Origin of the sequence: Nocardioides sp., from assembly GCF_025965415.1 — a bacterium.
GTDB lineage: Bacteria > Actinomycetota > Actinomycetes > Propionibacteriales > Nocardioidaceae > Nocardioides.
In genome coordinates this window covers 1-21,057 of sequence record NZ_JAOPWY010000193.1, presented here as the reverse complement: position 1 = coordinate 21,057, position 21,057 = coordinate 1, and the positions used below count along the sequence as shown (strand labels likewise).

Sequence of the window (21,057 nt, the reverse complement as noted above, 5' to 3'; positions counted from 1 at the left end):
GCGGCACGGCGTCGGGACGCTGCGACCACTGTAACCCCCGCGTGGGCGATGGCGGCAATTATCCGCCGCCGGCGTGGCTCAGCGTGCCGGGCGGTGGTCGACGATGCGCCGCATCTTGCCCACCGAGCGCTCGATCGATGCCACGTCGACGACCTCCACCGCGACGCTCACCCCGATCGAGGCCTTGATCCGCTGCGTCAGCTCGGCCTGGGCCGCGGCCGCCTCGTCGGCGGTCGTGTGCTCGCGCCGCTCGACCCGGACGGTCAGGGTGTCGAGGTTGCCGCGGCGGTCGAGGTGGCACTGGAAGTGCGGCGACAGCGCCGGCAGCCCGAGCACGATCTCCTCGATCTGCGTGGGGAACAGGTTGACCCCGCGCAGGATGATCATGTCGTCGGTGCGGCCGGTGATCTTCTCCATCCGGCGCATGCTGCGCGCCGTGCCCGGCAGCAGCCGGGTCAGGTCGCGGGTGCGGTAGCGGATGACCGGCATCGCCTGCTTGGTCAGCGTCGTGAGGACGAGCTCGCCCTCCTCGCCGTCGGGCAGCACCTCCCCCGTCACCGGGTCGATGATCTCGGGGTAGAAGTGGTCCTCCCAGACGTGGAGGCCGTCCTTGGTCTCCACACACTCGCTCGCCACTCCGGGGCCGATCACCTCGGACAGGCCGTAGATGTCGACCGCGTGCATGTCGGTGCGCGCCTCCATCTCGCGGCGCATGTCGTTGGTCCACGGCTCGGCGCCGAAGATGCCGACCTTGAGCGAGGTGGAGCGCGGGTCGACGCCCTGCGCCTCGAGCTCGTCGATGATCGAGAGCATGTAGGACGGCGTGACCATGATGATGTCGGGCTCGAAGTCGACGATCAGCTGCACCTGCCGCTGCGTCATGCCGCCGGAGACGGGCACGACCGTGCAGCCCAGGCGCTCCGCCCCGGCGTGGGCGCCGAGCCCACCGGTGAAGAGGCCGTAGCCGTAGGCGTTGTGGAGGACCATCCCGCGCCGCCCCCCGGCGGCACGGATGGAGCGCGCCACCACGTCGGCCCACATGTCGAGGTCGTCGCGGGTGTAGCCGACGACGGTGGGCTTGCCGGTGGTGCCGCTCGAGGCGTGGAGGCGTACGACGTCCTCGCGCGGCACCGCGAACATGCCGAACGGGTAGTGGTCGCGCAGCGTCGCCTTGGTCGTGAACGGCAGCCTCGCGAGGTCGGCGAGGGTCTCGATGTCGTCGGGGCCGACGCCCGCCTCGTCGAAGGCGTGGCGGTAGTGGGCGACGTGGTCGTGGGCGTGGCGCACCGACCACCGGAGCCGCTCGAGCTGGAGCGCCCGCAGCTCCTCGACCGGGGCGGTCTCGATCGGGTCCAGGTCTCCGGGCCGGGGAGTCAGGTCGAGCACGGTGTGGTCCTCCGGGTCGCGTCGTCGGTCGTGGGAAGGTGTCTGTCATGGCAGAGAGGCCGGAGGGCACCGGGCGCCGCGGTCGACCCGGTCACGAGCAGCGCGACGTGGTGCGCGTCGCCGTCGACCTCTTCAACCGGCAGGGGTACGACGCCACGAGCGTCGGCGACGTGGCGCGCGAGCTGGGGCTGACCAAGTCCGCGATCTACCACCACGTGCCCAGCAAGGAGCACCTGCTGCAGGGCGCCGTCGACGAGGCGCTCGACGCGCTGACCGAGGCGCTCGACGTCGTCTCCGCGGCGGATGGCCTCGACGCCGAGGAGCGCCTGCGCGCCGCCGTGCGCGACAGCGTGACGGTGCTGGTCGGCCACCTGCCGGCGGTGACGCTGCTGCTGCGGGTGCACGGCAACACCCCGGTCGAGAAGGCCGCGCTGGCCCGACGCCGCGGCATCGACGAGCGGCTGGCCGACATGGTGCGCGACGCGGTGGACGAGGGAGTGCTGCGCGCGGACCTCGACCCGCTGGTGATCAGCCGACTGCTCTTCGGGATGGTGAACTCCCTCGTCGAGTGGGTGCGCCCCGACGTCGACGCCGAGGCCCTCGCCGACGCGGTGGCCGCGCTGGCCTTCGACGGGCTCACCCACGGGGCGCGCTCCGGTCGGGCAGGGCTCGGCTCCGGCCACGGAACTCGGCGATGACGTCGCCGTCCTCGGGGTCGTCGGCGCGCACCGTGACGTCGTAGATCCCCGACCGACCGCGCAGCGAGACCTCGCGAGCGTCGGCGTAGAGCGTCTGGCCGAGGCGTCCCGGCTGCAGGAACTCGATCGAGAAACCGGCGGCGACCGTCACCGGGCCGTGGGAGTTGCACGCCAGCGCGAAGGCCGAGTCGGCCAGGCTGGCGATCACGCCGCCGTGGCACAGGTCGTGCCCGTTGACCATGTCGGTCCGCACCAGCATCGAGACCCGCCCGCGTCCGGGTGAGACCCCGATCGCCTCCATGCCGAGCATCGCGCTCGCCCGGTCCGCGGCCCACATCGCGTGGGCGGTCTCATGCATCGAAGTCGACCGTCACGGCATCGGTGACCGGGAAGGACTGGCAGGTCAGGACGAACTGCTGCTCGACCTCGGCAGGCTCCAGGGCGTAGTTGCGGACCATCTCGACCTCGCCGTCGACGACCTTGGCGCGGCAGGTGCCGCACACCCCGCCCTTGCAGGCGAAGGGCAGGTCGCTGCGCACGGCCTGCGCGGAGTCGAGCAACGTCGTGTCGCGCGACATCGGCGTGGTCGTCGTACGTCCGTCGAGCACGACGGTGACCTCGCTCGTCACGCCCTCCACCACCCGGTCGGCGTGGCGCAGCGTCGGCGGCGGCTCGTCGACGAAGAAGAGCTCGAAGTGGATCTTCTCCGGCGGCACCCCGAGCTCGGCCAGCACGGCCCGGGAGTCCTGGATCAGGCCCAGCGGACCGCACAGCCAGACGTGGTCCAGCGCCCCGAGCGACACCTTGATCGGCAGCAGCCGGCGGAGCCGGTCGGCGTCGAGGCGACCGGAGAACAGCTCCACGTCGCGCGGCTCGCGGGACAGCACGTGGACGAGGTCGAAGCGGGGGCCGTGGAGGTCCTTGAGGTCGCTGAGCTCCTCGGCGAACATCACCGAGGTGGTCTCGCGGTTGCCGTAGAGCATCGTCACCGAGCTCGCGGGGTTGGCCAGCACCGAGGCCGCGATGGAGAGCATCGGCGTGATGCCGGACCCGGCCGCGATGCAGAGGTGGCGCCCGGCCAGCGCCGGCTCGGCGCGGAAGCTGCCCGACGGCTCGGCGACCTCGAGCGTCTCCCCCGGCGCGACCTGGTGGATCAGCCACGACGAGAACATGCCGCCCGGGATCTCGCGGACCCCGATGCGCGGGGCGGCGCCGGCGGGGGCGCAGATGGAGTAGGTCCGGCGGTGCTCGACGCCGTCGACGAACCGGCGCAGGGTCAGCGCCTCCCCCGGCTCGAAGTCGAAGAGCTCGCGGAGGTCGTCGGGCACGTCGAAGGTGACGGCGGCCGAGTCGTCGGTGAGCGGCTCGATCGCGCGCACGGTCAGCTCGTGGAAGGCCATGCCCTAGATCTCCTTCACGTGGTCGAACGGCTCGAGGCAGGAGGTGCAGCGGTAGTGCGCCTTGCAGGAGGTCGACCCGAACTCGGAGACGAGCTCGGTCGCGGACGAGTCGCACCGCGGGCAGCGCACCTGCCGCGCGGTCGGGAGCAGGGTGAGCGGGATGGGCCCGTGGGTCGAGGGCGCCGGACCGGGCGGCGAGATCCCCGCGGCCGCCAGCGCGGCGCGGCCGGCCGGCGTGATCCAGTCGGTCGTCCAGGCCGGGTGGAGGCTGACCCGCACCTCGACGCGGTCGAAGCCCGCGCCGGTGAGCTCGCGGACCAGGTCGTCGCGCATCGCCGCCATCGCCGGGCAGCCGGAGTAGGTCGGGGTGATGTCGACGACCACGTGCGAGTCCCCGACCACGTCGACGCCACGGAGCACGCCGAGGTCGGCGAGGGTGAGCATCGGGAGCTCGGGGTCGGTGACGCGTTCGACGGCCTCGCGGGCACGCGCGAGCTGTCGCCTCGGGGCCAACAGGTTCACCAGAGCCCCCTCGGGTGGGCGCGGGCGACCGACTGCATCTCGGCGAGCAACCGGCTCAGGGCCTCGCCGTGCATCCCGTCGCGACCGGTCCTGCCGAGCACGCCGGAGCGCCGGGGCTTCCCGGGTCGCGTGACGTCCGCCGCGGTGAGGACCTGGTCGAGCACGGCCTCGGCGTCCTCGCGCACGTCGGCGGGGTCCACGCCCACGCCCGCGCCGGCGGCGGCCGCCTCGACCGGGTGGGTGTCGAACAGCTCGGGCCACAGCGGCCACAGGGACTCGAGCGCCGCGAGGAGGCGCGACCGGGACTCCTCGGTCCCCTGGGCGAGGGTGACGAACCAGCGCGCGGCGTAGTCGCGGTGGTAGGCCAGCTCCTTGACCCCCTTGGCCGCGACGGCGGACAGGACGTGGTCGCGGCTGGTGCGCAGCCGCTCGAAGACCGCCAGGCGCCAGACCGAGAACAGCAGCACCCGCACCGTCGCCTCGGCGAAGTCGCCGTTGACCACCTCGGCGAGGCGGACGTTGCGGAACTCGTGGGCCTCGCGGAAGTAGGCCAGGGCGTCCTCCGGCGGGGCCGGCGACCCCTCGGGCAGCGCCGGCACGACCGACGCGTCCGCCTTGGCCGCCCGCGCGAGCAGCAGCCGCGCCTGGCCCAGCAGGTCGAGCGCGATGTTGGACAGCGCGATGTCGTCCTCGAGGTCGGGGGCGTTGCTCGTCCACTCCGAGATCCGGTGCGACATGACGAGGGAGTCGTCGCCCAGCATCAGGGCGTACGCCGCCAGCGTCGGCGCGTCGGTGCCCTCGGGGATGGACGTGTCGACACCGGCGAGGGGGTCCTCGAAGTCGGTTCCGAAGGCCCAGTGGGCGTCGTTGACGAGCAGGCCGGTGTAGGCGCTGTCGTGCTCGTCCTCTGCGGATAGGTGGATGTGGGAGTCCATCGGAGCCTCGTGGGGTGGGGTCACATGTGGGGGACGTTGTCGGGGATGTCGTAGAACGTCGGGTGCCGGTAGACCTTGTCGCCGCTGGGGGCGAACATCGGGTCCTTCTCGTCCGGGCTCGACGCGGTGATCGCGTCCGCGCGGACCACCCAGATGCTCACGCCCTCGTTGCGACGCGTGTAGACGTCACGCGCGTGCAGCAAGGCCATCCGGTCGTCGGCGGCGTGCAGCGAGCCGACGTGCACGTGGTTGAGGCCGCGCTTGCCGCGCACGAAGACCTCGTAGAGGGGCCACTCGGGCTCGGGCGCGGGGACGCCCAGTCCTGCGGGCACGCCCTGCAGGGGCACCGCCCCGTGACCGCCCTCGGCGGACAGCTCGCTCATGCGGACACCTGCTTGCGTGCGTACGCCGTCGCGGCCTCGCGCACCCAGGCGCCGTCCTCGTGGGCGCGGCGGCGGTGGGCCATGCGCTCGGCGTTGCACGGGCCGTTGCCCTTGACTCCCTCCATGAACTCCTCCCAGTCGGGCTGGCCGAAGTCGTAGTGGCCGCGGTCGGCGTTCCAGGCGAGCTCGGGATCGGGCAGCGTGACGCCCAGGGCCTCGGCCTGCGGGACGGACATGTCGACGAACTTCTGGCGCAGCTCGTCGTTGGTGTTGCGCTTGATCCCCCACGCCATCGACTGCGCGGTGTTGGGAGAGGCGTCGTCCGGCGGGCCGAACATCATCAGCGCCGGCCACCAGAAGCGGTCGACCGACTCCTGCACCATCGCGCGCTGCTCGTCGGTGCCGCGCATCATCGTGCTGAGCAGCTCGTAGCCCTGGCGCTGGTGGAAGGACTCCTCCTTGCAGACGCGGATCATGGCGCGGCCGTAGGGGCCGAAGGACGTGCGGCACAGCGGCACCTGGTTGCAGATCGCGGCCCCGTCGACCAGCCAGCCGATGCTGCCGACGTCGGCGTACGACAGCGTCGGGTAGTTGAAGATCGAGGAGTACTTCTGCTTGCCGGAGATCAGCATCTCGGTCAGCTCCAGCCGCGAGACGCCCAGCGTCTCCGCGGCGGAGTAGAGGTAGAGGCCGTGGCCGGCCTCGTCCTGCACCTTGGCCAGCAGGATCGCCTTGCGGCGCAGGCTGGGGGCGCGGCCGATCCAGTTGCCCTCGGGCTGCATGCCGATGATCTCGCTGTGGGCGTGCTGGGCGATCTGGCGCACCAGCGTCCTGCGATAGCCCTCGGGCATCCAGTCGCGCGGCTCGATGCGCTCGTTGCGGGCGATCGTGGCCTCGAAGTGGCTCTCGAGGTCGGCCTGGGTCCCGGCGTCGAGCGGGGTCTCGGTGAGGGTCATCGGTATTGCCTCCGCATTTACTGACCGATCGGTCTGGTATTAGTGTGTCACCAGTCACTCTGGCACGCAAACAGCCGGCCCGCCCATGCCCGAAGACCCGAAGGGGACCCCGTGACCCGTCTGCTCGAGAGCTACGCCACCGGCCGCTGGTGGGCCGCCTCCGCCGAGGGCGACCCGCTCCTCGACGCCGCGACGGGCGAGGAGGTCGCCCGCATCTCCAGCGCCGGCCTCGACCTCGGCGCGATGGCCCACCATGCGCGCACGGTCGGCGGTCCCGCCGTCCGCGAGCTGACCTTTCACGAGCGGGCACTGCTGCTCAAGGACCTCGCTACCCACCTGACCGGCCTCAAGGACGAGTTCTACGACCTGTCGCTGCGCACGGGCGCCACCCGGCGCGACTCGATGATCGACATCGACGGCGGCTTCGGCACGGTCTTCAGCTATGCGTCCAAGGGCCGCCGCGAGCTGCCCAACGACGTCGTCGCGTGCGACGGCGACCTCGAGCAGCTCGGTCGCACCGGGGTCTTCCTCGGCCAGCACGTCTACACCTCGCGCCCCGGCGTCGCGGTGCAGATCAACGCCTTCAACTTCCCCGTCTGGGGCATGCTCGAGAAGCTCGCGCCGGCCTTCATCGCCGGTCTCCCGTCGATCGTGAAGCCGGCCAGCCAGACGGCGTACCTCACCGAGCTGGTGGTCCGCCGGATCATCGAGTCGGGCATCCTGCCCGAGGGCTCGCTCCAGCTGCTGTCCGGCTCGGCCGGGGACCTGCTCGACCACCTCGGCGTGCAGGACTCGGTCGCCTTCACCGGCTCCGCCCACACCGCCGGGATCCTGCGCCAGCACCCGTCCGTGCTCCACGGCGGCGTGACCCTCCAGGTCGAGGCCGACTCGCTCAACTGCTCGGTCCTCGGACCCGACGTGACGTCGGGCGAGCCCGAGTGGGACCTCTTCGTCAAGGGCGTCGTCACCGAGATGACCGCCAAGGCCGGCCAGAAGTGCACCGCGATCCGTCGGGTCATCGTGCCCGCGGCCGTCGCCGACGAGATGACCGAGGCGATCACCGCCAGGCTGGCGACGATCACCGTGGGCAACCCCGACGACGAGTCGGTCCGGATGGGTCCGCTGGCCTCGCTCGGCCAGCGCGAGGAGGTCCGCAAGGCCGTCGAGGCGCTCCGCTCGTCGGCCGACGTGGTCCACGGCGACCCCATGTCGACGACGGGCTTCGCCGGTGACGCCGAGCGGGGCGCCTTCATGGCGCCGGTGCTCCTGCGGGCCCGCGCCGGCGCGGTCGAGCCCCACGACGTCGAGCCCTTCGGCCCGGTGTCGACGGTGATGTCGTACGACTCGCTCGACGAGGCCGTCACCCTGGCCGCGCGCGGAAAGGGATCCCTGGTCGGGTCCGTCGTCACCCACGACCCGGCCGTCGCGCGCACCCTCGTGCTCGGTCTCGCGCCGTGGCACGGCCGCATCCTGGTCCTCGATCGCGACGACGCCCCCGAGTCCACCGGGCACGGCTCTCCGTTGCCGATGCTCGTCCACGGCGGCCCCGGTCGGGCCGGCGGCGGCGAGGAGCTCGGCGGCGTACGCGGCGTGCTCCACCACATGCAGCGTTCGGCCATCCAGGCCTCCCCCGACATGCTGACCGCGATCACCGGCCGGTGGACGCGCGGCTCGCAGCGCACCGTCACGCCCGAGCACCCGTTCCGGCACTCGCTCGCGACGTTGGCGGTCGGTGACACCATCGCCTCCGAGCCGCGGGTGATCTCGCTCGCCGACATCGACCACTTCGCCGACTTCACCGGCGACACCTTCTATGCCCACACCGACCCGGAGGCGGCGGCGCAGAACCCGCTCTTCGGCGGGATCGTCGCCCACGGCTACCTCATCGTGTCGATGGCAGCGGGCCTCTTCGTCGACCCCGCGCCGGGCCCGGTGCTGGCCAACTTCGGCGTCGACCACCTGCGCTTCCTCACGCCGGTCAAGGCCGGCGACTCGATCCGGGTGACGCTGACGGTCAAGCAGATCACCCCACGCTCCTCGGCCGACTACGGCGAGGTCCGGTGGGACGCGCTCGTCACCAACGCCGACGACGAGCCGGTGGCGACGTACGACGTGCTGACGCTGGTCGCGAAGGAGGCCTGACGCCGTCGTGCGACGGGGCTAGCGTGTCGCTCGTGACCCCCACAGCGCAGCGCGTCATCGGCATCGTCGTCCTGCTCGTCACCGGCATGCTCAGCCTGCCGGTCTCGGCGTTCCTCCTCGACGGCCAGGGCACCGAGAACTGGATCATCCCGGTCCAGCTGCTGGCGATGGCGGCGACCGGGGCCGTGGTCACCGTCGCCCTGCCCGCCCTGGCCCGCGAGGGCGCCACGACGGGGCGACGGGCGCGGACAGGGATGTGGTGGGGACTGCTGGCCGCCCTCGTGGGCGTGCTCGTCTCCTGGTTCGCCCTCAACGGGATCAGTGGCGCCTGAGCCGGTGGCACGGCAGGAGTACGGTGCGGCCATGGCGAAGAAGTCCTGGTCCGACATGACACCGACGCAGAAGAGGCTCGTCGTCGTGGGAGGCATCGCGGAGGTCGCCCTGACCACGTGGTGCCTGCGCGACCTGAAGGCCAGGCCCGCCGAGCTGGTCCGCGGTCCCAAGGTGCTCTGGGGTCCGGCCATGTCGTTGCAGCCGTTCGGGCCGATCGCCTACCTCGTGTGGGGCCGCAAGCGCTGACGTCAGCCGCGGTGGTGGGCCTCGCTGGTCCACTCCGCCGGGTCCCTCGCGACCGCGGACCAGATCGACTCGGCGACGCGATCGGGGGTGAAGGCACCCTCGCGCGCCAGGGCGCCGTGCACCGTCACCGACACGGCGCGGATGCCGTCCGGCGCCAGGGACTTGTCGAGGCTGACCACGAGGTTGCGCACGCCGGCCTTCTGCACGCCGAGCGACGCGGCACCCTCCCACGGGTCGTCGGCCGCCATGCTGCCGGTGACGCTGATCCGGCCGCCCTCCGACATGAACGGCCGGGCAGCCTGCACCACGGTCAGCAGAGCGCCGACGCCGAGCGCCACGTCCTCGAGCAGCTCGGGCACCGTCAGGGTGAGCGCGTCCTTCTCGCGGAACGCGCTGGGGTTGAAGTGCAGGACGTCGATCCGTCCCGTGTGCTCGCCGAACCGGCGTACGGCGTCGCGCGCGGCCTCGACGTCGGTGACGTCGGCGACGGCGTGCCCGACGGTGGCGCCGCGCTCCTCGAGGCCGGGCACCAGGTCGTCGAGAACCTGCTGGTCCTGGCCGAGCAGCGCGACGTCGTACCCCTCGTCCGCGAACCGGCGCGCGACCGACCCGCTCACGCCGGGCCCGGCTCCGACCACCACGATCACAGGTCTGCTCATGGGGACTGTTCTACCGCAGGCTCAGGTCTGGTGCGGGTGCTCGTCGGTCTCGTCGTCGGGGACGGCATTGGGACCCTGGGCGCCTTCCTGGACCTCGCCGGACTCCTGGTCCGGCTGGCCCGCCACGGAGTCGCCGGCGCTGACCGCCTCCGGCTCACCACCCGCGACCGCCAGCTCCGAGACCTGACCGCCCTCGCTCTTCTCGTCGTGCTTCTCGTCGTGCTTCTCGTCGTGCTCGTGGTCGTGTTTCATCGGGTGTGCTCCTCGTCGTGTCGGTCCCACCAGACAACCAGCACCCTCCTCACCGCCTCACCTGAGCGGGTGGTGGCGCCCGCCTGACGCGTGGCTACGGTCGACGGATGACCCGTTTCGGATACACCCTGATGACCGAGCAGAGCGGCCCGCGCGAGCTGGTGCGCTACGCGGTGGCCGCCGAGCAGACCGGCTTCGACTTCGAGGTGATGAGCGACCACTTCTCGCCGTGGCTCACCGAGCAGGGACACGCGCCGTACGCCTGGACGACCCTGGGCGCGGTCGCCCAGGCCACCGAGCGGGTCGGGCTGATGACCTACGTGACCTGCCCGACTCTGCGCTACCACCCGGCGGTCGTGGCGCAGAAGGCGGCGACGCTGCAGATCCTCGCCGAGGGTCGGTTCACCCTCGGCCTCGGCAGTGGCGAGAGCCTCAACGAGCACGTCGTCGGTGCCGGCTGGCCGTCCATCGCCGAGCGACAGGACATGCTGGCCGAGGCGATCGAGGTGATCCGGGCCCTGCACACCGGCGACCTCACCGACCACCGTGGCGAGTTCTTCCAGGTCGACTCGGCCCGCATCTGGGACATCCCGGACGAGGGCGTGGAGATCGGGATCGCCGTCGCGGGCGACCGGGCCATCGAGCGGTTCGCGCCGCTCGCCGACCACCTCGTCGCCGTCGAGCCGAAGGCCGAGATCGTCGAGTCCTGGAACGAGGTCGAGGGAGCGCCGCGCATCGGCCGTGACGCGCGCGCGGTCGGCCAGATCCCGATCTGCTGGGACCCCGACCGGGAGGCCGCGGTCGCGCGGGCGCACGAGCAGTTCCGCTGGTTCGGCGGCGGGTGGTCGGTCAACGCCGACCTGCCGACCCCCGCCGGGTTCGCCGGCGCCACGACGTACGTCCGTCCCGAGGACGTGGCCGACTCGATCCCCTGCGGCCCCGACCTCGACGCGATCGTCGAGGCGGTCTCGGCCTACTGGGAGGCCGGCTTCACCGACGTCGCGCTCGTCCAGATCGGCGACGAGGGGCAGGACCGGTTCCTCGCCGAGGCGGCCGGGCCGCTGCTGGACAAGCTGCGGGCCGCGGCCCCCTAGGAGGGGTCAGCGCCAGCCGAGGTCCGGCGCCACCTGGGTGAGCACGGTCTCGAGCAGGTGGGCGTTGTAGTCCACGCCGAGCTGGTTGGGCACCGTGAGCAGCAGGGTGTCGGCGGCGGCGACGGCCTCGTCGTCGGCGAGCTCCCGGACGAGGACGTCCGGCTCGGCGGCGTACGTCTTGCCGAAGACCGCGCGCAGGTTGGCCTCGATCTGGCCGAACTGGTCGGAGCTGCGACCCTCGTGACCGAAGTACATCCGGTCGAGGTCGGTCGTGATCGGCATGATCGACCGGCTCACCGACACGCGCGGCTCGCGCTCGTGGCCGGCCTGGCGCCAGGCCTCGCGGAAGACCTCGATCTGCTTGCGCTGCTGCACGTGGAAGGGCTCGCCGGACTCGTCGGCCTTGAGCGTCGAGCTCATCAGGTGCATGCCCTTCTCGGCGGTCCAGCGCGCGGTCGCGTCCGACGCGGCCCCCCACCAGATGCGGTCGCGCAGGCCGGGCGAGTGCGGCTCGGGGCGCAGCAGGCCGGGCGGGTTGGGGAACATCGGGCGTGGACTGGGCTCGGCGAAGCCCTTACCCTCGAGCACCTCGAGGAAGACCTCGGTGTGGCGACGCGCCATGTCGGCCTGGTCCTCGCCCTCTGCGGGCTGGTAGCCGAAGTAGCGCCAGCCGTCGACGACCTGCTCCGGTGATCCCCGGCTGATGCCGAGCTGGAGCCGCCCGCCCGAGATGAGGTCGGCGGCGCCGGCGTCCTCGGCCATGTAGAGCGGGTTCTCGTAGCGCATGTCGATGACGCCCGTGCCGATCTCGATCCGGCTGGTGCGTGCGCCGACCGCGGCGAGCAGCGGGAAGGGCGAGGCGAGCTGGCGGGCGAAGTGGTGCACACGGAAGTAGGCGCCGTCGGCACCCAGCTCCTCGGCCGCCACCGCGAGGTCGATCGACTGCAGCAGCGCGTCGGAGGCGCTCCGGACCGCCGACTGGGGCGAATCAGTCCAGTGGCCGAAGTTGAGGAAACCGATCTTCTTCATGACTGGCTCAACGCTCGACCACTCCCATTGTTCCCTGCGGCGTTCCCCGCGATGTCACTGGAACCCGTCCCCCGCCGTCGCCGGCCGGCCGGGTGCGGCGAGCGACAGCACCGCGCGGGCGATCTCCGGCCGCTCCTCGAGGTGGTCCTCCAGCCGCTGCAGCTCCTCGGCGGCACGGTTCTCCGTGTCGTCGCCGACGAGGTCCACCGAGCCGACGAGGAAGATCTTCCCGGGACCGACGTACTCCAGGTGCAGGGTGTTGACGGTCTCCACCTCGGGCCGCTCACGCAGCCACCCGAGCACGGTCGCATGGATGCGCGGGTCCGCGATCTGCCCGACGAGGAAGTCCATGTTGCGCCGCAGCAGGTAGATCGCCACGAAGCCGAGGAGCAGTCCCACCAGGATCGAGCCGATGGCGTCCCAGACCGGCTGGTGGGTGACCTGGTGGAGCGCGAGCCCGGTCACCGCGATGACGATGCCGACCAGGGCCGCGGCGTCCTCGAAGAAGACCGCACGCAGCGTGGGGTTCGAGGTCTTGTCGAGGAAGGTCACCCGGCTCACCTCGGCCTTGCGCGCGCCACGTCGTACCTCCCGGCGGGCCTGGAAGAAGGAGACGCTCTCCAGGACGAACGCGGCGCCGAGGACGAGGTAGGCCCACAGGTAGTCGGCCTCCGCCTCCGGCGCGGTCAGCGACTGGATGCCGTGCCACACCGACACGGCCGCACCCACCCCGAACAGGCCGAAGGCGGCGATCATCGACCAGACGTAGGCCTCGCGGCCGTGGCCGAGGGGGTGCGTCGCGTCGGCGGGCTTCTCGGCCCGCCGCTCGGCGATGAGGAGGAAGACCTCGTTGCCGGCGTCGGCCCACGAGTGTGCCGCCTCCGCGACCATCGACGCTGAGCCGGTGATGACCGCGACCAGGGTCTTGAGGACGGCGAGGACCGCGTTGGCGGTGAGGGCGATGACGACGGTGAGCACAGACCCAGCCTGCCCGACGCAGCACTGCCGGGCGGTGCGGCGTGGTCAGCCGTCGGGCACGCCGTTGACACAAGCGGCTTGCCGATGTGCAATATATTGCATGCCGGTCCCGCTCGCCCCCGGTCCCGTCCGCCCCGCGCTGCTGCGCGACACCGTCCACGACCGGGTGCGCGACGCCATCGTCGACGGCACGCTGGCGCCCGGTGAGGTCGTCCGCGACACCGAGCTCGCCGCCTGGCTGGGTGTCAGCCGTACGCCGGTGCGCGAGGCGCTGCTGCGCCTCGGCGAGACCGGGCTGGTGCGCGCCGCCCCCGGCCGCTCGACGGTCGTGGCCGAGATCGACCTCGCCGAGGTCCGCGAGGCCCACGCCGTCGTCGCGACCATGCACCGGCTCGCCGTCGCCGAGGCCGTCGCCCGGCTCACGCCCGCCGACCTCGACGCGATGCGCGAGGCCAACGAGCGCTTCGCGGCGGCGATCGAGGGCCGCGACGCCGACGCCGCGCTGGCGGCCGACGACGACTTCCACGCCGTCGCAGTGGAGGCGTCCGGCAACCGCGCGCTGGCCACGGTGCTCGACCAGTTCAGCCCCGTCGTACGACGCCTGGAGCGGCTCCGCTTCGCCTCCCACGCCGGCGAGGAGTCGGTGCGGCTCCACGACCGGCTCGTGCAGGCCTGCGCGGCCGGCGACGACGAGGCCGCGGCCGAGGTCTCCTTCCGCACCTGGCAGAACCTCGCCGACCTGATCCCCGACACCGACCCCCAGCAGGAGACCCCGTGATCCTCGACCGATTCCCCCGCCACCCGCTGACCTTCGGCCCCTCCCCGGTCCACCACCTCCGGAGGCTGAGCGACCACCTCGCCGCGCAGGGCGGCGGCGCCCAGGTGTGGGCCAAGCGCGAGGACGTGAGCAGCGGCCTGGCCTACGGCGGCAACAAGATCCGCAAGCTGGAGTACATCGTCCCCGACGTCCTCGCCAGCGGCGCCGACACGCTCGTCTCCATCGGCGGCTTCCAGTCCAACCACACCCGCCAGGTGGCCGCGGTCGCCGCGCACCTCGGGCTGAGGTGCCGCCTGGTGCAGGAGAAGTGGGTGCCGTGGGACGACCCGACCAACACCCAGGTCGGCAACATCCTGCTGAGCCGGATGATGGGCGCCGACTCCCGCCTCGACCCGCACGGCTTCGACATCGGGATCCGCGACTCGTGGAAGGACGCGATCCGCGAGGTCGAGGAGGCCGGCGGCACGCCGTACGCCATCCCGGCCGGCGCGAGCGAGCACCCGCTCGGCGGGCTCGGGTTCGCCAACTGGGCCTTCGAGGTGGCCGAGCAGGAGAAGGCGCTCGGCGTCACCTTCGACACGGTCGTGGTCTGCACGGTGACCGGGTCGACGCACGCCGGGATGATCGCCGGCTTCGCCGCCCTGGAGGACCTCACCGGCGTACGCCGTCGCGTGATCGGCATCGACGCGAGCGCGACGCTGGACCAGACCCGCGACCAGGTGGGCCGGATCGCGCGCCACACCGCCGAGCTGATCGAGCTCGGGCGTGACCTGCGCGACGACGAGATCACCGTGCTCGAGGGCTGGGCCGGTGAGCTCTACGGCGTCCCCGTCGAGTCCACGATGGAGGCCATGGCGCTGGGCGCGCAGCTCGAGGCGATGATCACCGACCCCGTCTACGAGGGGAAGTCGCTCGCCGGCCTGATCGACCTCGTCACCGCCGGAGACATCCCGCGCGACTCGCACGTGCTCTACGCCCACCTCGGTGGCCAGCCGGCCATCAACGCCTATCACTCGCTGTGGCCCGCGCAGGAGTGGTCCGGCCGCTAGGTTCGGGGCGTGGTCGACATCGAGGCAGCCGCTCGCCTGGGCGGCGACACCCTCGGCTCACCCGTGGTCGCGCGGGAGGCGATGACCGGGGGCTGACCTCGACCATGCTCGTCGAACCTGGCCGCGATGTTCAGCTGAGGGCGAAGTCGACCGCGGCCAGCGCGTGCAGCCGGGTGGTCGCGAACACCGGCACCGGGACGTCGTCGGGCCCGACGAGCAGCTCGATCTCGGTGCAGCCCAGGACCACTCCCTGCGCGCCACGCTCCACCAGCCTCCGCACCACGTCGACGTACGCCGCCCGCGACTCCTCGCGCACGACCCCGAGCACCAGCTCGTCGTAGATGACGTCGTGGACGAGCGTGCGGTCGTCGCCCTCGGGCACCAGCACGTCGATCCCGTGGGAGCGCAGCCGGTCGGCGTAGAACGGCTGCTCCATGGTGAATCGCGTGCCCAGCAGCGCAATCCGGTCGAGGCCGGCGAGGCGCACCGCGTCGGCGGTGACGTCCGCGAGGTGCAGCAGCGGGATGTCGACGGCGGCCTCGATCGCGTCGGCGACCCTGTGCATCGTGTTGGTGCAGAGCACCAGGCACTCGGCTCCGGCCCGCTCGAGCGCCGCAGCCTCGTCGGCCAGCAGGGCACCCGCGGCGGTCCAGTCACCCGCGACCTGCATCACCTCGACCTCGGCGAAGTCGACGGACGCCAGCACCAGGCGCGCCGAATGGAAGCCCCCGAGCCGCTCGCGGACCTCCTCGTTGACGAGGCGGTAGTAGAGCGCGGTGCTCTCCCAGCTCATCCCACCCAGCAGACCGATCCTGCGCATCGTCGAAGCCATGGCGCCATTGAACACGTCGAGCATGGGACGTGCCGGCCGCGACCTCGCACGCTGACCGCGCCACGCCGTCCGTCGACTCGCCCCGGACCCATCCCACTTGCTACCTTTGTTTAGTAATTTACTGGATTAATTGGACGGAGTGGCGGCATGGGGACGAACGAGGGTGACTGTCGGGTCGTCGTGGTCGGTGCGGGCGCCGGCGGCACGCTGGTGGCCACGCACCTGGTGACCGCGCTCTCGTCCCGCTTCCGCGTCGAGCTCGTCGACCCCGCCCCGACGACGGGGCGCGGCCAGGCCTACTCCACGACCGACGACCGCCACCTGCTCAACGTCCCCGCCTCCGGCATGAGCGCCTTCCCACGCGATCCCGAGCACTTCCTGCGCTGGCTGCGCAACCACCACGACCGTGGCTTCCAGCCCCACGACTTCGCGCCGCGCGCCGTGTTCGGCCGCTACATCGAGAGCCTGCTGACCACGGCCACCGAGTTCCCCGGCAACGCCCGGCTCGTACGCCGTCGCGCTGAGGTCGTCGACATCGCCGAGTCCGGCAGCGGCTTCGTCGTCGACCTCTCCGACGGCGAGCGGATCGAGACCCGCGCGGTCGTGCTGGCGACCAGCAGCCGACCCGCGACGCACTGGGCCCCGCCCGAGCTCGCCGCCGACCCCCGCCTCATCGCCGACCCGTGGACGCAGGGGATCCCCGAGGTCGGCGACGTGCTCCTGCTCGGCTCGGGGTTGACGATGGTCGACCTCGCCATCAGCGCCGACCGGCCCGACCGCACGCTGCACGTCGTGTCGCGCACCGACGCGGTCCCGCGGCCGCACGTCCTGCCGACGACGCCCCCGGTCCCGCCGCCGCCCGGCATCACCCGCACCCAGGGGCTCGACGCCCTTCGCGCCACGCTGGCCGCGCACGTCGAGCACACGGTCGAGGGCACGGGCGACTGGCGCGCCGCGATCGACGGGCTGCGCCCCGTGACCGCGCAGCTGTGGCGCGGGCTGTCCGAGGCCGACAAGCGACGCTTCATCGCCGAGGACGCCCGCAGCTGGGACGTCCACCGGCACCGGATGGCGCCGGCCACGAGCCGTCGCTTCGACGCCGTCGCCACCGAGGGGCGGCTCCAGCGCCACCGCGGCACCATCGCCGCGGTGCGGGCCGACGAGCACGTCCTCCACGTCAGTCTCGACGACGGCAGCACGCTGCGCGTGGCCGCGGTCGTCAACTGCACCGGCCCCGTCGGCTCGATCGCCGCCGACCCGTTGCTCACGCGGCTCGCCCAGACCGGTCTCGTCCGCCCGGGTCCCGCCGGCCTGGGCATCGACACCGCCGACGACGGCCGGATCGTCGGCACCCTGCCGGACAGCCTCCCGTTCCTCGCCGTCGGCTCGCTGCGGCGCGGCAACCTGTGGGAGTCCACGGCGATGCCCGAGATCCGCGAGCAGGCCTACGACGTGGCCCGGATCGTGAGCCGGTCGATGCACGGCGAGTCCCGGCGCCGCCCCGTCGACCCCTACGGCCTCACCCTCTCCGCGAGCACCACTGCCGCGGAGCACTACAACGCGGCGCTCGGCCGGCTCCTGCGGCTCCAAGACGGTGTCGAGGAGGGGCTCATCGCGGCGGTCGCCGAGGACGAGGGATTCGTCCAGGCCCACGCCGCGCTGGCGCTGCTCGGCCACGAGTGGGGCACCAACGACCACTGGCACGCCTCGCTCCGATCGGCTCACCGCGCCGCCGCCGAGCGCCACCTCGACGACCGCGAGAGCTCGTTCCTCGACGCCGTGACCACCCGCCTCCGGTCCGACGAGTCGACCGGCGCCGCGGCCCTGCTCCGCCACGTCCGCCTGTTCCCGAGGGACGCGCTGGCGGTCAGCGTCGCCGTCCCGACCGTCGCCTTCGGCGGCCTCACCAGCGGCTCGCAGACCGCCCAGCTCGTCGAGTCCCTGGGCCGCTCCTACGGTGACGACTGGTGGTACGCCGGACAGCTGGCGTTCGTCCGCCAGGACCAGGAGCGCTGGGCCGAGGCCGAGGAGCTGTCGTCGTACGCCCTCTCGGTCGAGCCGGCGTCCGGCCACGCGGTCCACGCCCGCGCCCACGTCTTCTACGAGACCGGCGACCACGCCGCCGGCCTGGCCTGGCTCGACGAGTGGATCCGCACCCGCGGCCCCGAGGCCAACCACCGCTCGCACTTCTCGTGGCACGCGGCCCTGCACGAGCTGATGCAGGACGACATCGAGGCTGTACGCCGGCGCTGGCACCGCGAGCTCTCCCCGGCCGTGGTCAGCGGCAGCCGGGCCGTCGTCGACAGCGGTGCGCTGCTGTGGCGCGGTCGCGTCACCGGCACCTGGACCGGGGACCTGCCCGTCGCCGAGGTCCGCGCACAGGCGCCGACCGACTGGCTCACCGCGCCGACCACCGGCTTCGCGGCCCTGCACGGCGCCGTGCTCCTCGCCGCCGACGGCGACGCCGCGGCCCTGACGCAGCTCGCCGACCGTTCGGCCGGCAGCCAGGACCCGGTGTTCCGCGACGTGGTCGCCCCCTTGTGCACGGGCCTGGTGTCCGTCGTCGAGGAGCGATGGAACGCCGCTTCCGCCACGCTGTCGCGGGTCGTCACGACCATGGACCCCCTCGGCGGGAGCAAGGCGCAGCGCGAGGTGGTCGAGGACACGCTGGTGCACGCGCTGGCCATGGCCGGACGCAACACCGAGGCCGCCGCCCTGCTCGACACGCGCCTCTCCCGCCGCTCCTCCGCCCTGGACGCCCGCCGCCGGGCCGCCGTGAGCGGGTCGGCGCCAGTGGACGCCGCACCTCGGCGGTGAGCCACCGATGCCGCACGATGCGCTGACCTCGGTGGCGGTCACCACGTTGATCGCCCTGGCCATCAACGAGCTCCACGTGGAGCTCGTCGCGGGCGCGGCAGCGTGGCTCACGGCGTGGTGGCTGCTGCGTGAGCCCGCGGACGAGGTCCCCTGACCCCTTCTCAGTGCTTCCTCGGCCCGGGCGCGAGGCTGACGACCTCGCCGCGTCGCGGGCACCGCAGGTCAGCCGCCAGGTCGCGGGCCTCGGCCCGGTCCAGGAAGTCCGACAGCGGGGACCGGAACACCGTGTAGTCGTCGTAGTGCACGGGAACCACGACTCTCGGCCGAGAGCGTTCGACGAAGTCGACCCCCATGGCGCCGTCCATCGTGACGGTGCGCATCAGCACCCGCGTGCCTCCGAGATGGACGACCGCCGCGTCGATGTCGGGGAAGCGCTCGCGCACCTCGTCCACGTGCGCGCCGGTGAGGGTGTCTCCACTGAAGTAGACCCGACGCCGTACGTCCCCGCCGACCACGTGCTCCACCACGCTCCCCATGACCGTCGGCAGCATCCGGCCGAGGAGGCCCCGCGCGTGCACGGCCGGGACGGCTGTGATCCGGAGCTCCTCCTCGTCCTTGTGGAGCACGTGTTGGCTCCACGGTCGCAGCGCCTCGGTGTCGAAGCCCCAGGAGTCGAGTCGTCGTACGGCGTCGGGCGTCGAGATGACAGGGGCGGCCCGGTCCAGTCGAGCGCGTGCGACTCGGTCGAAGTGGTCGCCGTGCAGGTGTGACAGCAGCACGGCGTCCAGCACCGGCAGCTCCTCCGGCATGAGCGCCGGATTGGTGCGGCGGCGGGTGGACAGACCCCATCCGAGGTAGGCGCGCTGCCCACGACGGAGGAAGTTGGGGTCCGTCAGCACCGTGAAGGACCCCAGCGTGACCACCGTGGTGGCGGTGCCGATGAACTGGAGCCGGTCCCCCGACGTCGTGGCGTCGGAGCGGGCAGGGTCGTCGGTCATGGGAGCTCCCTCGGCAGCGCATTCCAGGGCCGCAGCGCGATAGGCCTCGTCAGCCGCGCCGCGGACCTCCCAGTACCCACTGGACCGACATGCACGCACCTGCCGGATCCCGACCGGGTGACTAGTCTCGGGTCATGCACCGGATCTTCACCACGAGCGTGGCCTCGGTCTATCCGCACTACGTGACGAAGGTCGAGAAGAAGGGCCGCACCCGCGCCGAGCTCGACCAGGTCATCACGTGGCTGACCGGCTTCGACGACGCGGCCCTCGAGGCCCACCTCGAGCGGGAGACGACCTTCGCGGACTTCTTCGAGGACGCCACCCTCAACCCCCACGTCGACCAGATCACCGGGTCGGTGTGCGGCGTCAAGGTCCAGGAGGTCGAGGACCCGCTGATGCGCCGGATCCGCTACCTCGACAAGCTCGTGGACGAGCTGGCCAAGGGTCGCCCGATGGAGAAGGTGCTGCGCAGCTGACCCGTCAGGGGACGACGAACCCGACGGTCCGCACCGGGTTGTCGAACTCCGTGGTGCGCAGCGAGACGCGCACCTCCCACTCCCCCGTCGTCGGGAGCACCACGTCACCGGCGTACGTCCCGGGGCCGAGGCTGCTCACGGCCACCTCGCCCAGGTCGACGTCCGTGGTGGACAGGCTGAGGCGCGGCGCCTCATAGCCCTCGGCCGGCTCGCCCGCGTCGTCGGTCATCGTGATCGTCACGGTGCTGGGGCCGACGCCGAGAGGGTCGAGGGTGACCTCGGCGGTGATGTCGCCGAGCCGCACCGACTGCGAGGCCGTCTCACCGGCCCCGCCCGCCTCGGCCGGTGAGGTCACCGCCACGTCGACCTCCGGGCTGCGGTCCACGAGGAGCCCGGTCACCAGCAGCACGGCGACGAGCACGCCTGCCTCCGCGAAGGTCGTCCGGACGACCAGCGCGCCCGCATCGCGCCGCGGCAGCAGGGAGAAGCGGTTCCAGGAGGCGAGGGCGATCGCCACCGCGACGAGCAGCACCTTGACGAGGAGCAGCCCGCCGTAGCCGGTGTCGAGCAGCGCACCCCAGGACCCGGCGATCCGCCAGGCCAGGACGGACCCGGCCACCACGAGGACGGCGAGGATCCCGGCCGCCCAGGTCGAGAACCGGGCCAGCACGAGCGCACCGGCGTCGTCGCGCGTGGCCAGGTCGCCGAGCACGAGCGCGACGGCGACGAGGCCTCCGAGCCACAGCGTCCCCGCCACCAGGTGCAGCACGTCCACGCCGATCACGAGCGCCTCGGGGGTCGCGGCCCGGGTGTGTCCGGTGAGCGAGGGCGCCGCCACCGCGACGGCGCAGCCCGCCAGCACGACCGCGGCCCTCGCCCGGTCCGGGGAGGTGCTGGTCAGGGCCACCACGGCGAGCGCGAGCCCGCCCACCACGGCGGCAGGTACGACGTACTCCGCCGGCGCGAGCGACGACCAGGTGGATCCGTCGCCGAGCGCCGAGGCGGGCAGGCCGAGCTGGTAGAGCGCGACGAGCGGGACCGCCGCGCACCAGCCGAGCGCCGCGACGGCCGCGGCGATCCGGGCCGCGGCGCGG

General features: G+C 72.5%; 24 protein-coding genes. 10 read left to right on the top strand and 14 right to left on the bottom strand.

The genetic code is table 11. The annotated features are described in order from the left end of the window. Positions 1-78 precede the first annotated feature (78 nt). A complete protein-coding gene (gene paaK / locus JWN97_RS20850; protein ID WP_297627712.1) occupies positions 79-1,386 on the bottom strand; it encodes a phenylacetate--CoA ligase PaaK in 1,308 nt (435 codons plus the stop codon). A gap of 47 nt (positions 1,387-1,433) precedes the next feature. Here paaK and JWN97_RS20845 point away from each other — a divergent pair, with 47 nt between their 5' ends. Then, the gene (locus JWN97_RS20845; RefSeq protein ID WP_297627709.1) at positions 1,434-2,084 is read left to right on the top strand and encodes a TetR/AcrR family transcriptional regulator; all 651 of its coding nucleotides are present in this window, start codon (positions 1,434-1,436) and stop codon (positions 2,082-2,084) included. Here the strand turns inward: JWN97_RS20845 and paaI are convergent. The 6 genes from paaI to paaA are packed head-to-tail and all read right to left on the bottom strand — an operon-like array spanning position 2,023 to position 6,280. Beyond that, the gene (gene paaI / locus JWN97_RS20840) at positions 2,023-2,442 is read right to left on the bottom strand and encodes a hydroxyphenylacetyl-CoA thioesterase PaaI (RefSeq protein WP_297627706.1); all 420 of its coding nucleotides are present in this window, start codon (positions 2,440-2,442) and stop codon (positions 2,023-2,025) included. The genes JWN97_RS20845 and paaI overlap by 62 nt on opposite strands. Then, complete coding sequence (gene paaE, locus JWN97_RS20835) at positions 2,435-3,484, bottom strand: 1,2-phenylacetyl-CoA epoxidase subunit PaaE (RefSeq protein ID WP_297627703.1); 1,050 nt, start codon at positions 3,482-3,484, stop codon at positions 2,435-2,437. Before paaE ends, paaI begins: the two co-directional genes overlap by 8 nt. Before the next feature lie 3 nt (positions 3,485-3,487). Continuing rightward, positions 3,488-4,006: a 1,2-phenylacetyl-CoA epoxidase subunit PaaD gene (gene paaD, locus JWN97_RS20830; RefSeq protein WP_297627701.1), complete on the bottom strand. Its 519-nt coding sequence runs from the start codon at positions 4,004-4,006 to the stop codon at positions 3,488-3,490. Then, on the bottom strand, positions 4,003-4,941 hold the full coding sequence (paaC, locus tag JWN97_RS20825; RefSeq protein ID WP_297627691.1) for a 1,2-phenylacetyl-CoA epoxidase subunit PaaC: 939 nt from the start codon (positions 4,939-4,941) through the stop codon (positions 4,003-4,005). The genes paaD and paaC overlap by 4 nt, the downstream gene beginning before the upstream one ends. Before the next feature lie 20 nt (positions 4,942-4,961). Continuing rightward, positions 4,962-5,261: a 1,2-phenylacetyl-CoA epoxidase subunit PaaB gene (paaB, locus tag JWN97_RS20820; protein ID WP_297627736.1), complete on the bottom strand. Its 300-nt coding sequence runs from the start codon at positions 5,259-5,261 to the stop codon at positions 4,962-4,964. A 59-nt stretch (positions 5,262-5,320) separates the two neighbouring features. Next, positions 5,321-6,280 (bottom strand): 1,2-phenylacetyl-CoA epoxidase subunit PaaA, encoded by a 960-nt coding sequence (gene paaA / locus JWN97_RS20815; RefSeq protein ID WP_297627688.1) that lies wholly within the window; start codon positions 6,278-6,280, stop codon positions 5,321-5,323. Between the two features lie 111 nt (positions 6,281-6,391). Here paaA and paaZ point away from each other — a divergent pair, with 111 nt between their 5' ends. The 3 genes from paaZ to JWN97_RS20800 are packed head-to-tail and all read left to right on the top strand — an operon-like array spanning position 6,392 to position 9,001. Next, on the top strand, positions 6,392-8,422 hold the full coding sequence (paaZ, locus tag JWN97_RS20810) for a phenylacetic acid degradation bifunctional protein PaaZ (protein WP_297627685.1): 2,031 nt from the start codon (positions 6,392-6,394) through the stop codon (positions 8,420-8,422). Positions 8,423-8,454: 32 nt separating this feature from the next. Then, positions 8,455-8,754 (top strand): hypothetical protein, encoded by a 300-nt coding sequence (locus tag JWN97_RS20805; protein WP_297627682.1) that lies wholly within the window; start codon positions 8,455-8,457, stop codon positions 8,752-8,754. 31 nt (positions 8,755-8,785) lie between these two features. After that, entirely contained in the window at positions 8,786-9,001 is a 216-nt protein-coding gene (locus JWN97_RS20800; protein ID WP_297627679.1) for a hypothetical protein, read from the top strand. Between the two features lie 2 nt (positions 9,002-9,003). On the opposite strand, the gene JWN97_RS20795 is transcribed toward JWN97_RS20800, so the two are convergent. After that, complete coding sequence (locus tag JWN97_RS20795) at positions 9,004-9,660, bottom strand: SDR family oxidoreductase (RefSeq protein WP_297627676.1); 657 nt, start codon at positions 9,658-9,660, stop codon at positions 9,004-9,006. Positions 9,661-9,681: 21 nt separating this feature from the next. After that, positions 9,682-9,912 (bottom strand): hypothetical protein, encoded by a 231-nt coding sequence (locus JWN97_RS20790; RefSeq protein ID WP_297627673.1) that lies wholly within the window; start codon positions 9,910-9,912, stop codon positions 9,682-9,684. A 107-nt stretch (positions 9,913-10,019) separates the two neighbouring features. On the opposite strand from JWN97_RS20790, the gene JWN97_RS20785 reads away from it, so the two are divergent. Then, positions 10,020-11,006, top strand: a complete 987-nt coding sequence (locus JWN97_RS20785; RefSeq protein WP_297627670.1) for an LLM class F420-dependent oxidoreductase — start codon at positions 10,020-10,022, stop codon at positions 11,004-11,006. A gap of 6 nt (positions 11,007-11,012) precedes the next feature. Here JWN97_RS20785 and JWN97_RS20780 read toward each other — a convergent pair whose 3' ends face one another. Both JWN97_RS20780 and JWN97_RS20775 read right to left on the bottom strand, forming a co-directional pair. Continuing rightward, a complete protein-coding gene (locus JWN97_RS20780; protein ID WP_297627667.1) occupies positions 11,013-12,035 on the bottom strand; it encodes an LLM class flavin-dependent oxidoreductase in 1,023 nt (340 codons plus the stop codon). A gap of 54 nt (positions 12,036-12,089) precedes the next feature. After that, a complete protein-coding gene (locus JWN97_RS20775) occupies positions 12,090-13,013 on the bottom strand; it encodes a cation diffusion facilitator family transporter (protein WP_297627664.1) in 924 nt (307 codons plus the stop codon). Positions 13,014-13,113: 100 nt separating this feature from the next. Here JWN97_RS20775 and JWN97_RS20770 point away from each other — a divergent pair, with 100 nt between their 5' ends. Together JWN97_RS20770 and JWN97_RS20765 are read left to right on the top strand one after the other, a co-directional pair. Further along, a complete protein-coding gene (locus JWN97_RS20770; protein ID WP_297627662.1) occupies positions 13,114-13,791 on the top strand; it encodes a GntR family transcriptional regulator in 678 nt (225 codons plus the stop codon). Continuing rightward, a complete protein-coding gene (locus JWN97_RS20765; protein ID WP_297627659.1) occupies positions 13,788-14,840 on the top strand; it encodes a 1-aminocyclopropane-1-carboxylate deaminase in 1,053 nt (350 codons plus the stop codon). Before JWN97_RS20770 ends, JWN97_RS20765 begins: the two co-directional genes overlap by 4 nt. 130 nt (positions 14,841-14,970) lie before the next feature. Here JWN97_RS20765 and JWN97_RS20760 read toward each other — a convergent pair whose 3' ends face one another. Then, positions 14,971-15,672: an aspartate/glutamate racemase family protein gene (locus JWN97_RS20760; RefSeq protein WP_297627657.1), complete on the bottom strand. Its 702-nt coding sequence runs from the start codon at positions 15,670-15,672 to the stop codon at positions 14,971-14,973. Between the two features lie 147 nt (positions 15,673-15,819). Here JWN97_RS20760 and JWN97_RS20755 point away from each other — a divergent pair, with 147 nt between their 5' ends. Both JWN97_RS20755 and JWN97_RS20750 read left to right on the top strand, forming a co-directional pair. After that, the gene (locus JWN97_RS20755) at positions 15,820-18,489 is read left to right on the top strand and encodes an FAD/NAD(P)-binding protein (RefSeq protein ID WP_297627654.1); all 2,670 of its coding nucleotides are present in this window, start codon (positions 15,820-15,822) and stop codon (positions 18,487-18,489) included. Between the two features lie 7 nt (positions 18,490-18,496). Next, the gene (locus JWN97_RS20750; RefSeq protein WP_297627651.1) at positions 18,497-18,643 is read left to right on the top strand and encodes a hypothetical protein; all 147 of its coding nucleotides are present in this window, start codon (positions 18,497-18,499) and stop codon (positions 18,641-18,643) included. Between the two features lie 7 nt (positions 18,644-18,650). Here JWN97_RS20750 and JWN97_RS20745 read toward each other — a convergent pair whose 3' ends face one another. Then, on the bottom strand, positions 18,651-19,487 hold the full coding sequence (locus tag JWN97_RS20745; protein ID WP_297627648.1) for an MBL fold metallo-hydrolase: 837 nt from the start codon (positions 19,485-19,487) through the stop codon (positions 18,651-18,653). Positions 19,488-19,621: 134 nt separating this feature from the next. Here JWN97_RS20745 and JWN97_RS20740 point away from each other — a divergent pair, with 134 nt between their 5' ends. Continuing rightward, the gene (locus JWN97_RS20740; protein ID WP_297627645.1) at positions 19,622-19,963 is read left to right on the top strand and encodes a DUF2200 domain-containing protein; all 342 of its coding nucleotides are present in this window, start codon (positions 19,622-19,624) and stop codon (positions 19,961-19,963) included. 4 nt (positions 19,964-19,967) lie between these two features. Here the strand turns inward: JWN97_RS20740 and JWN97_RS20735 are convergent. Further along, positions 19,968-21,057: CopD family protein (locus JWN97_RS20735; protein ID WP_297627642.1), on the bottom strand; the 1,090-nt coding region annotated here is incomplete at its 5' end.

Bases quoted from the DNA above. Each gene is read 5' to 3' on its own strand.
- JWN97_RS20770 (WP_297627662.1), top strand. From the start codon at position 13,114: ATGCCGGTCCCGCTCGCCCCCGGTCCCGTCCGCCCCGCGCTGCTGCGC.
- JWN97_RS20780 (WP_297627667.1), bottom strand. From the start codon at position 12,035: ATGAAGAAGATCGGTTTCCTCAACTTCGGCCACTGGACTGATTCGCCC.
- JWN97_RS20790 (WP_297627673.1), bottom strand. From the start codon at position 9,912: ATGAAACACGACCACGAGCACGACGAGAAGCACGACGAGAAGCACGAC.
- JWN97_RS20785 (WP_297627670.1), top strand. From the start codon at position 10,020: ATGACCCGTTTCGGATACACCCTGATGACCGAGCAGAGCGGCCCGCGC.
- JWN97_RS20745 (WP_297627648.1), bottom strand. From the start codon at position 19,487: ATGACCGACGACCCTGCCCGCTCCGACGCCACGACGTCGGGGGACCGG.
- paaC (WP_297627691.1), bottom strand. From the start codon at position 4,941: ATGGACTCCCACATCCACCTATCCGCAGAGGACGAGCACGACAGCGCC.
- JWN97_RS20795 (WP_297627676.1), bottom strand. From the start codon at position 9,660: ATGAGCAGACCTGTGATCGTGGTGGTCGGAGCCGGGCCCGGCGTGAGC.
- JWN97_RS20845 (WP_297627709.1), top strand. From the start codon at position 1,434: ATGGCAGAGAGGCCGGAGGGCACCGGGCGCCGCGGTCGACCCGGTCAC.
- JWN97_RS20760 (WP_297627657.1), bottom strand. From the start codon at position 15,672: ATGGCTTCGACGATGCGCAGGATCGGTCTGCTGGGTGGGATGAGCTGG.
- paaA (WP_297627688.1), bottom strand. From the start codon at position 6,280: ATGACCCTCACCGAGACCCCGCTCGACGCCGGGACCCAGGCCGACCTC.
- paaE (WP_297627703.1), bottom strand. From the start codon at position 3,484: ATGGCCTTCCACGAGCTGACCGTGCGCGCGATCGAGCCGCTCACCGAC.
- JWN97_RS20750 (WP_297627651.1), top strand. From the start codon at position 18,497: ATGCCGCACGATGCGCTGACCTCGGTGGCGGTCACCACGTTGATCGCC.
- paaI (WP_297627706.1), bottom strand. From the start codon at position 2,442: ATGCATGAGACCGCCCACGCGATGTGGGCCGCGGACCGGGCGAGCGCG.
- JWN97_RS20755 (WP_297627654.1), top strand. From the start codon at position 15,820: ATGGGGACGAACGAGGGTGACTGTCGGGTCGTCGTGGTCGGTGCGGGC.
- JWN97_RS20800 (WP_297627679.1), top strand. From the start codon at position 8,786: ATGGCGAAGAAGTCCTGGTCCGACATGACACCGACGCAGAAGAGGCTC.
- JWN97_RS20740 (WP_297627645.1), top strand. From the start codon at position 19,622: ATGCACCGGATCTTCACCACGAGCGTGGCCTCGGTCTATCCGCACTAC.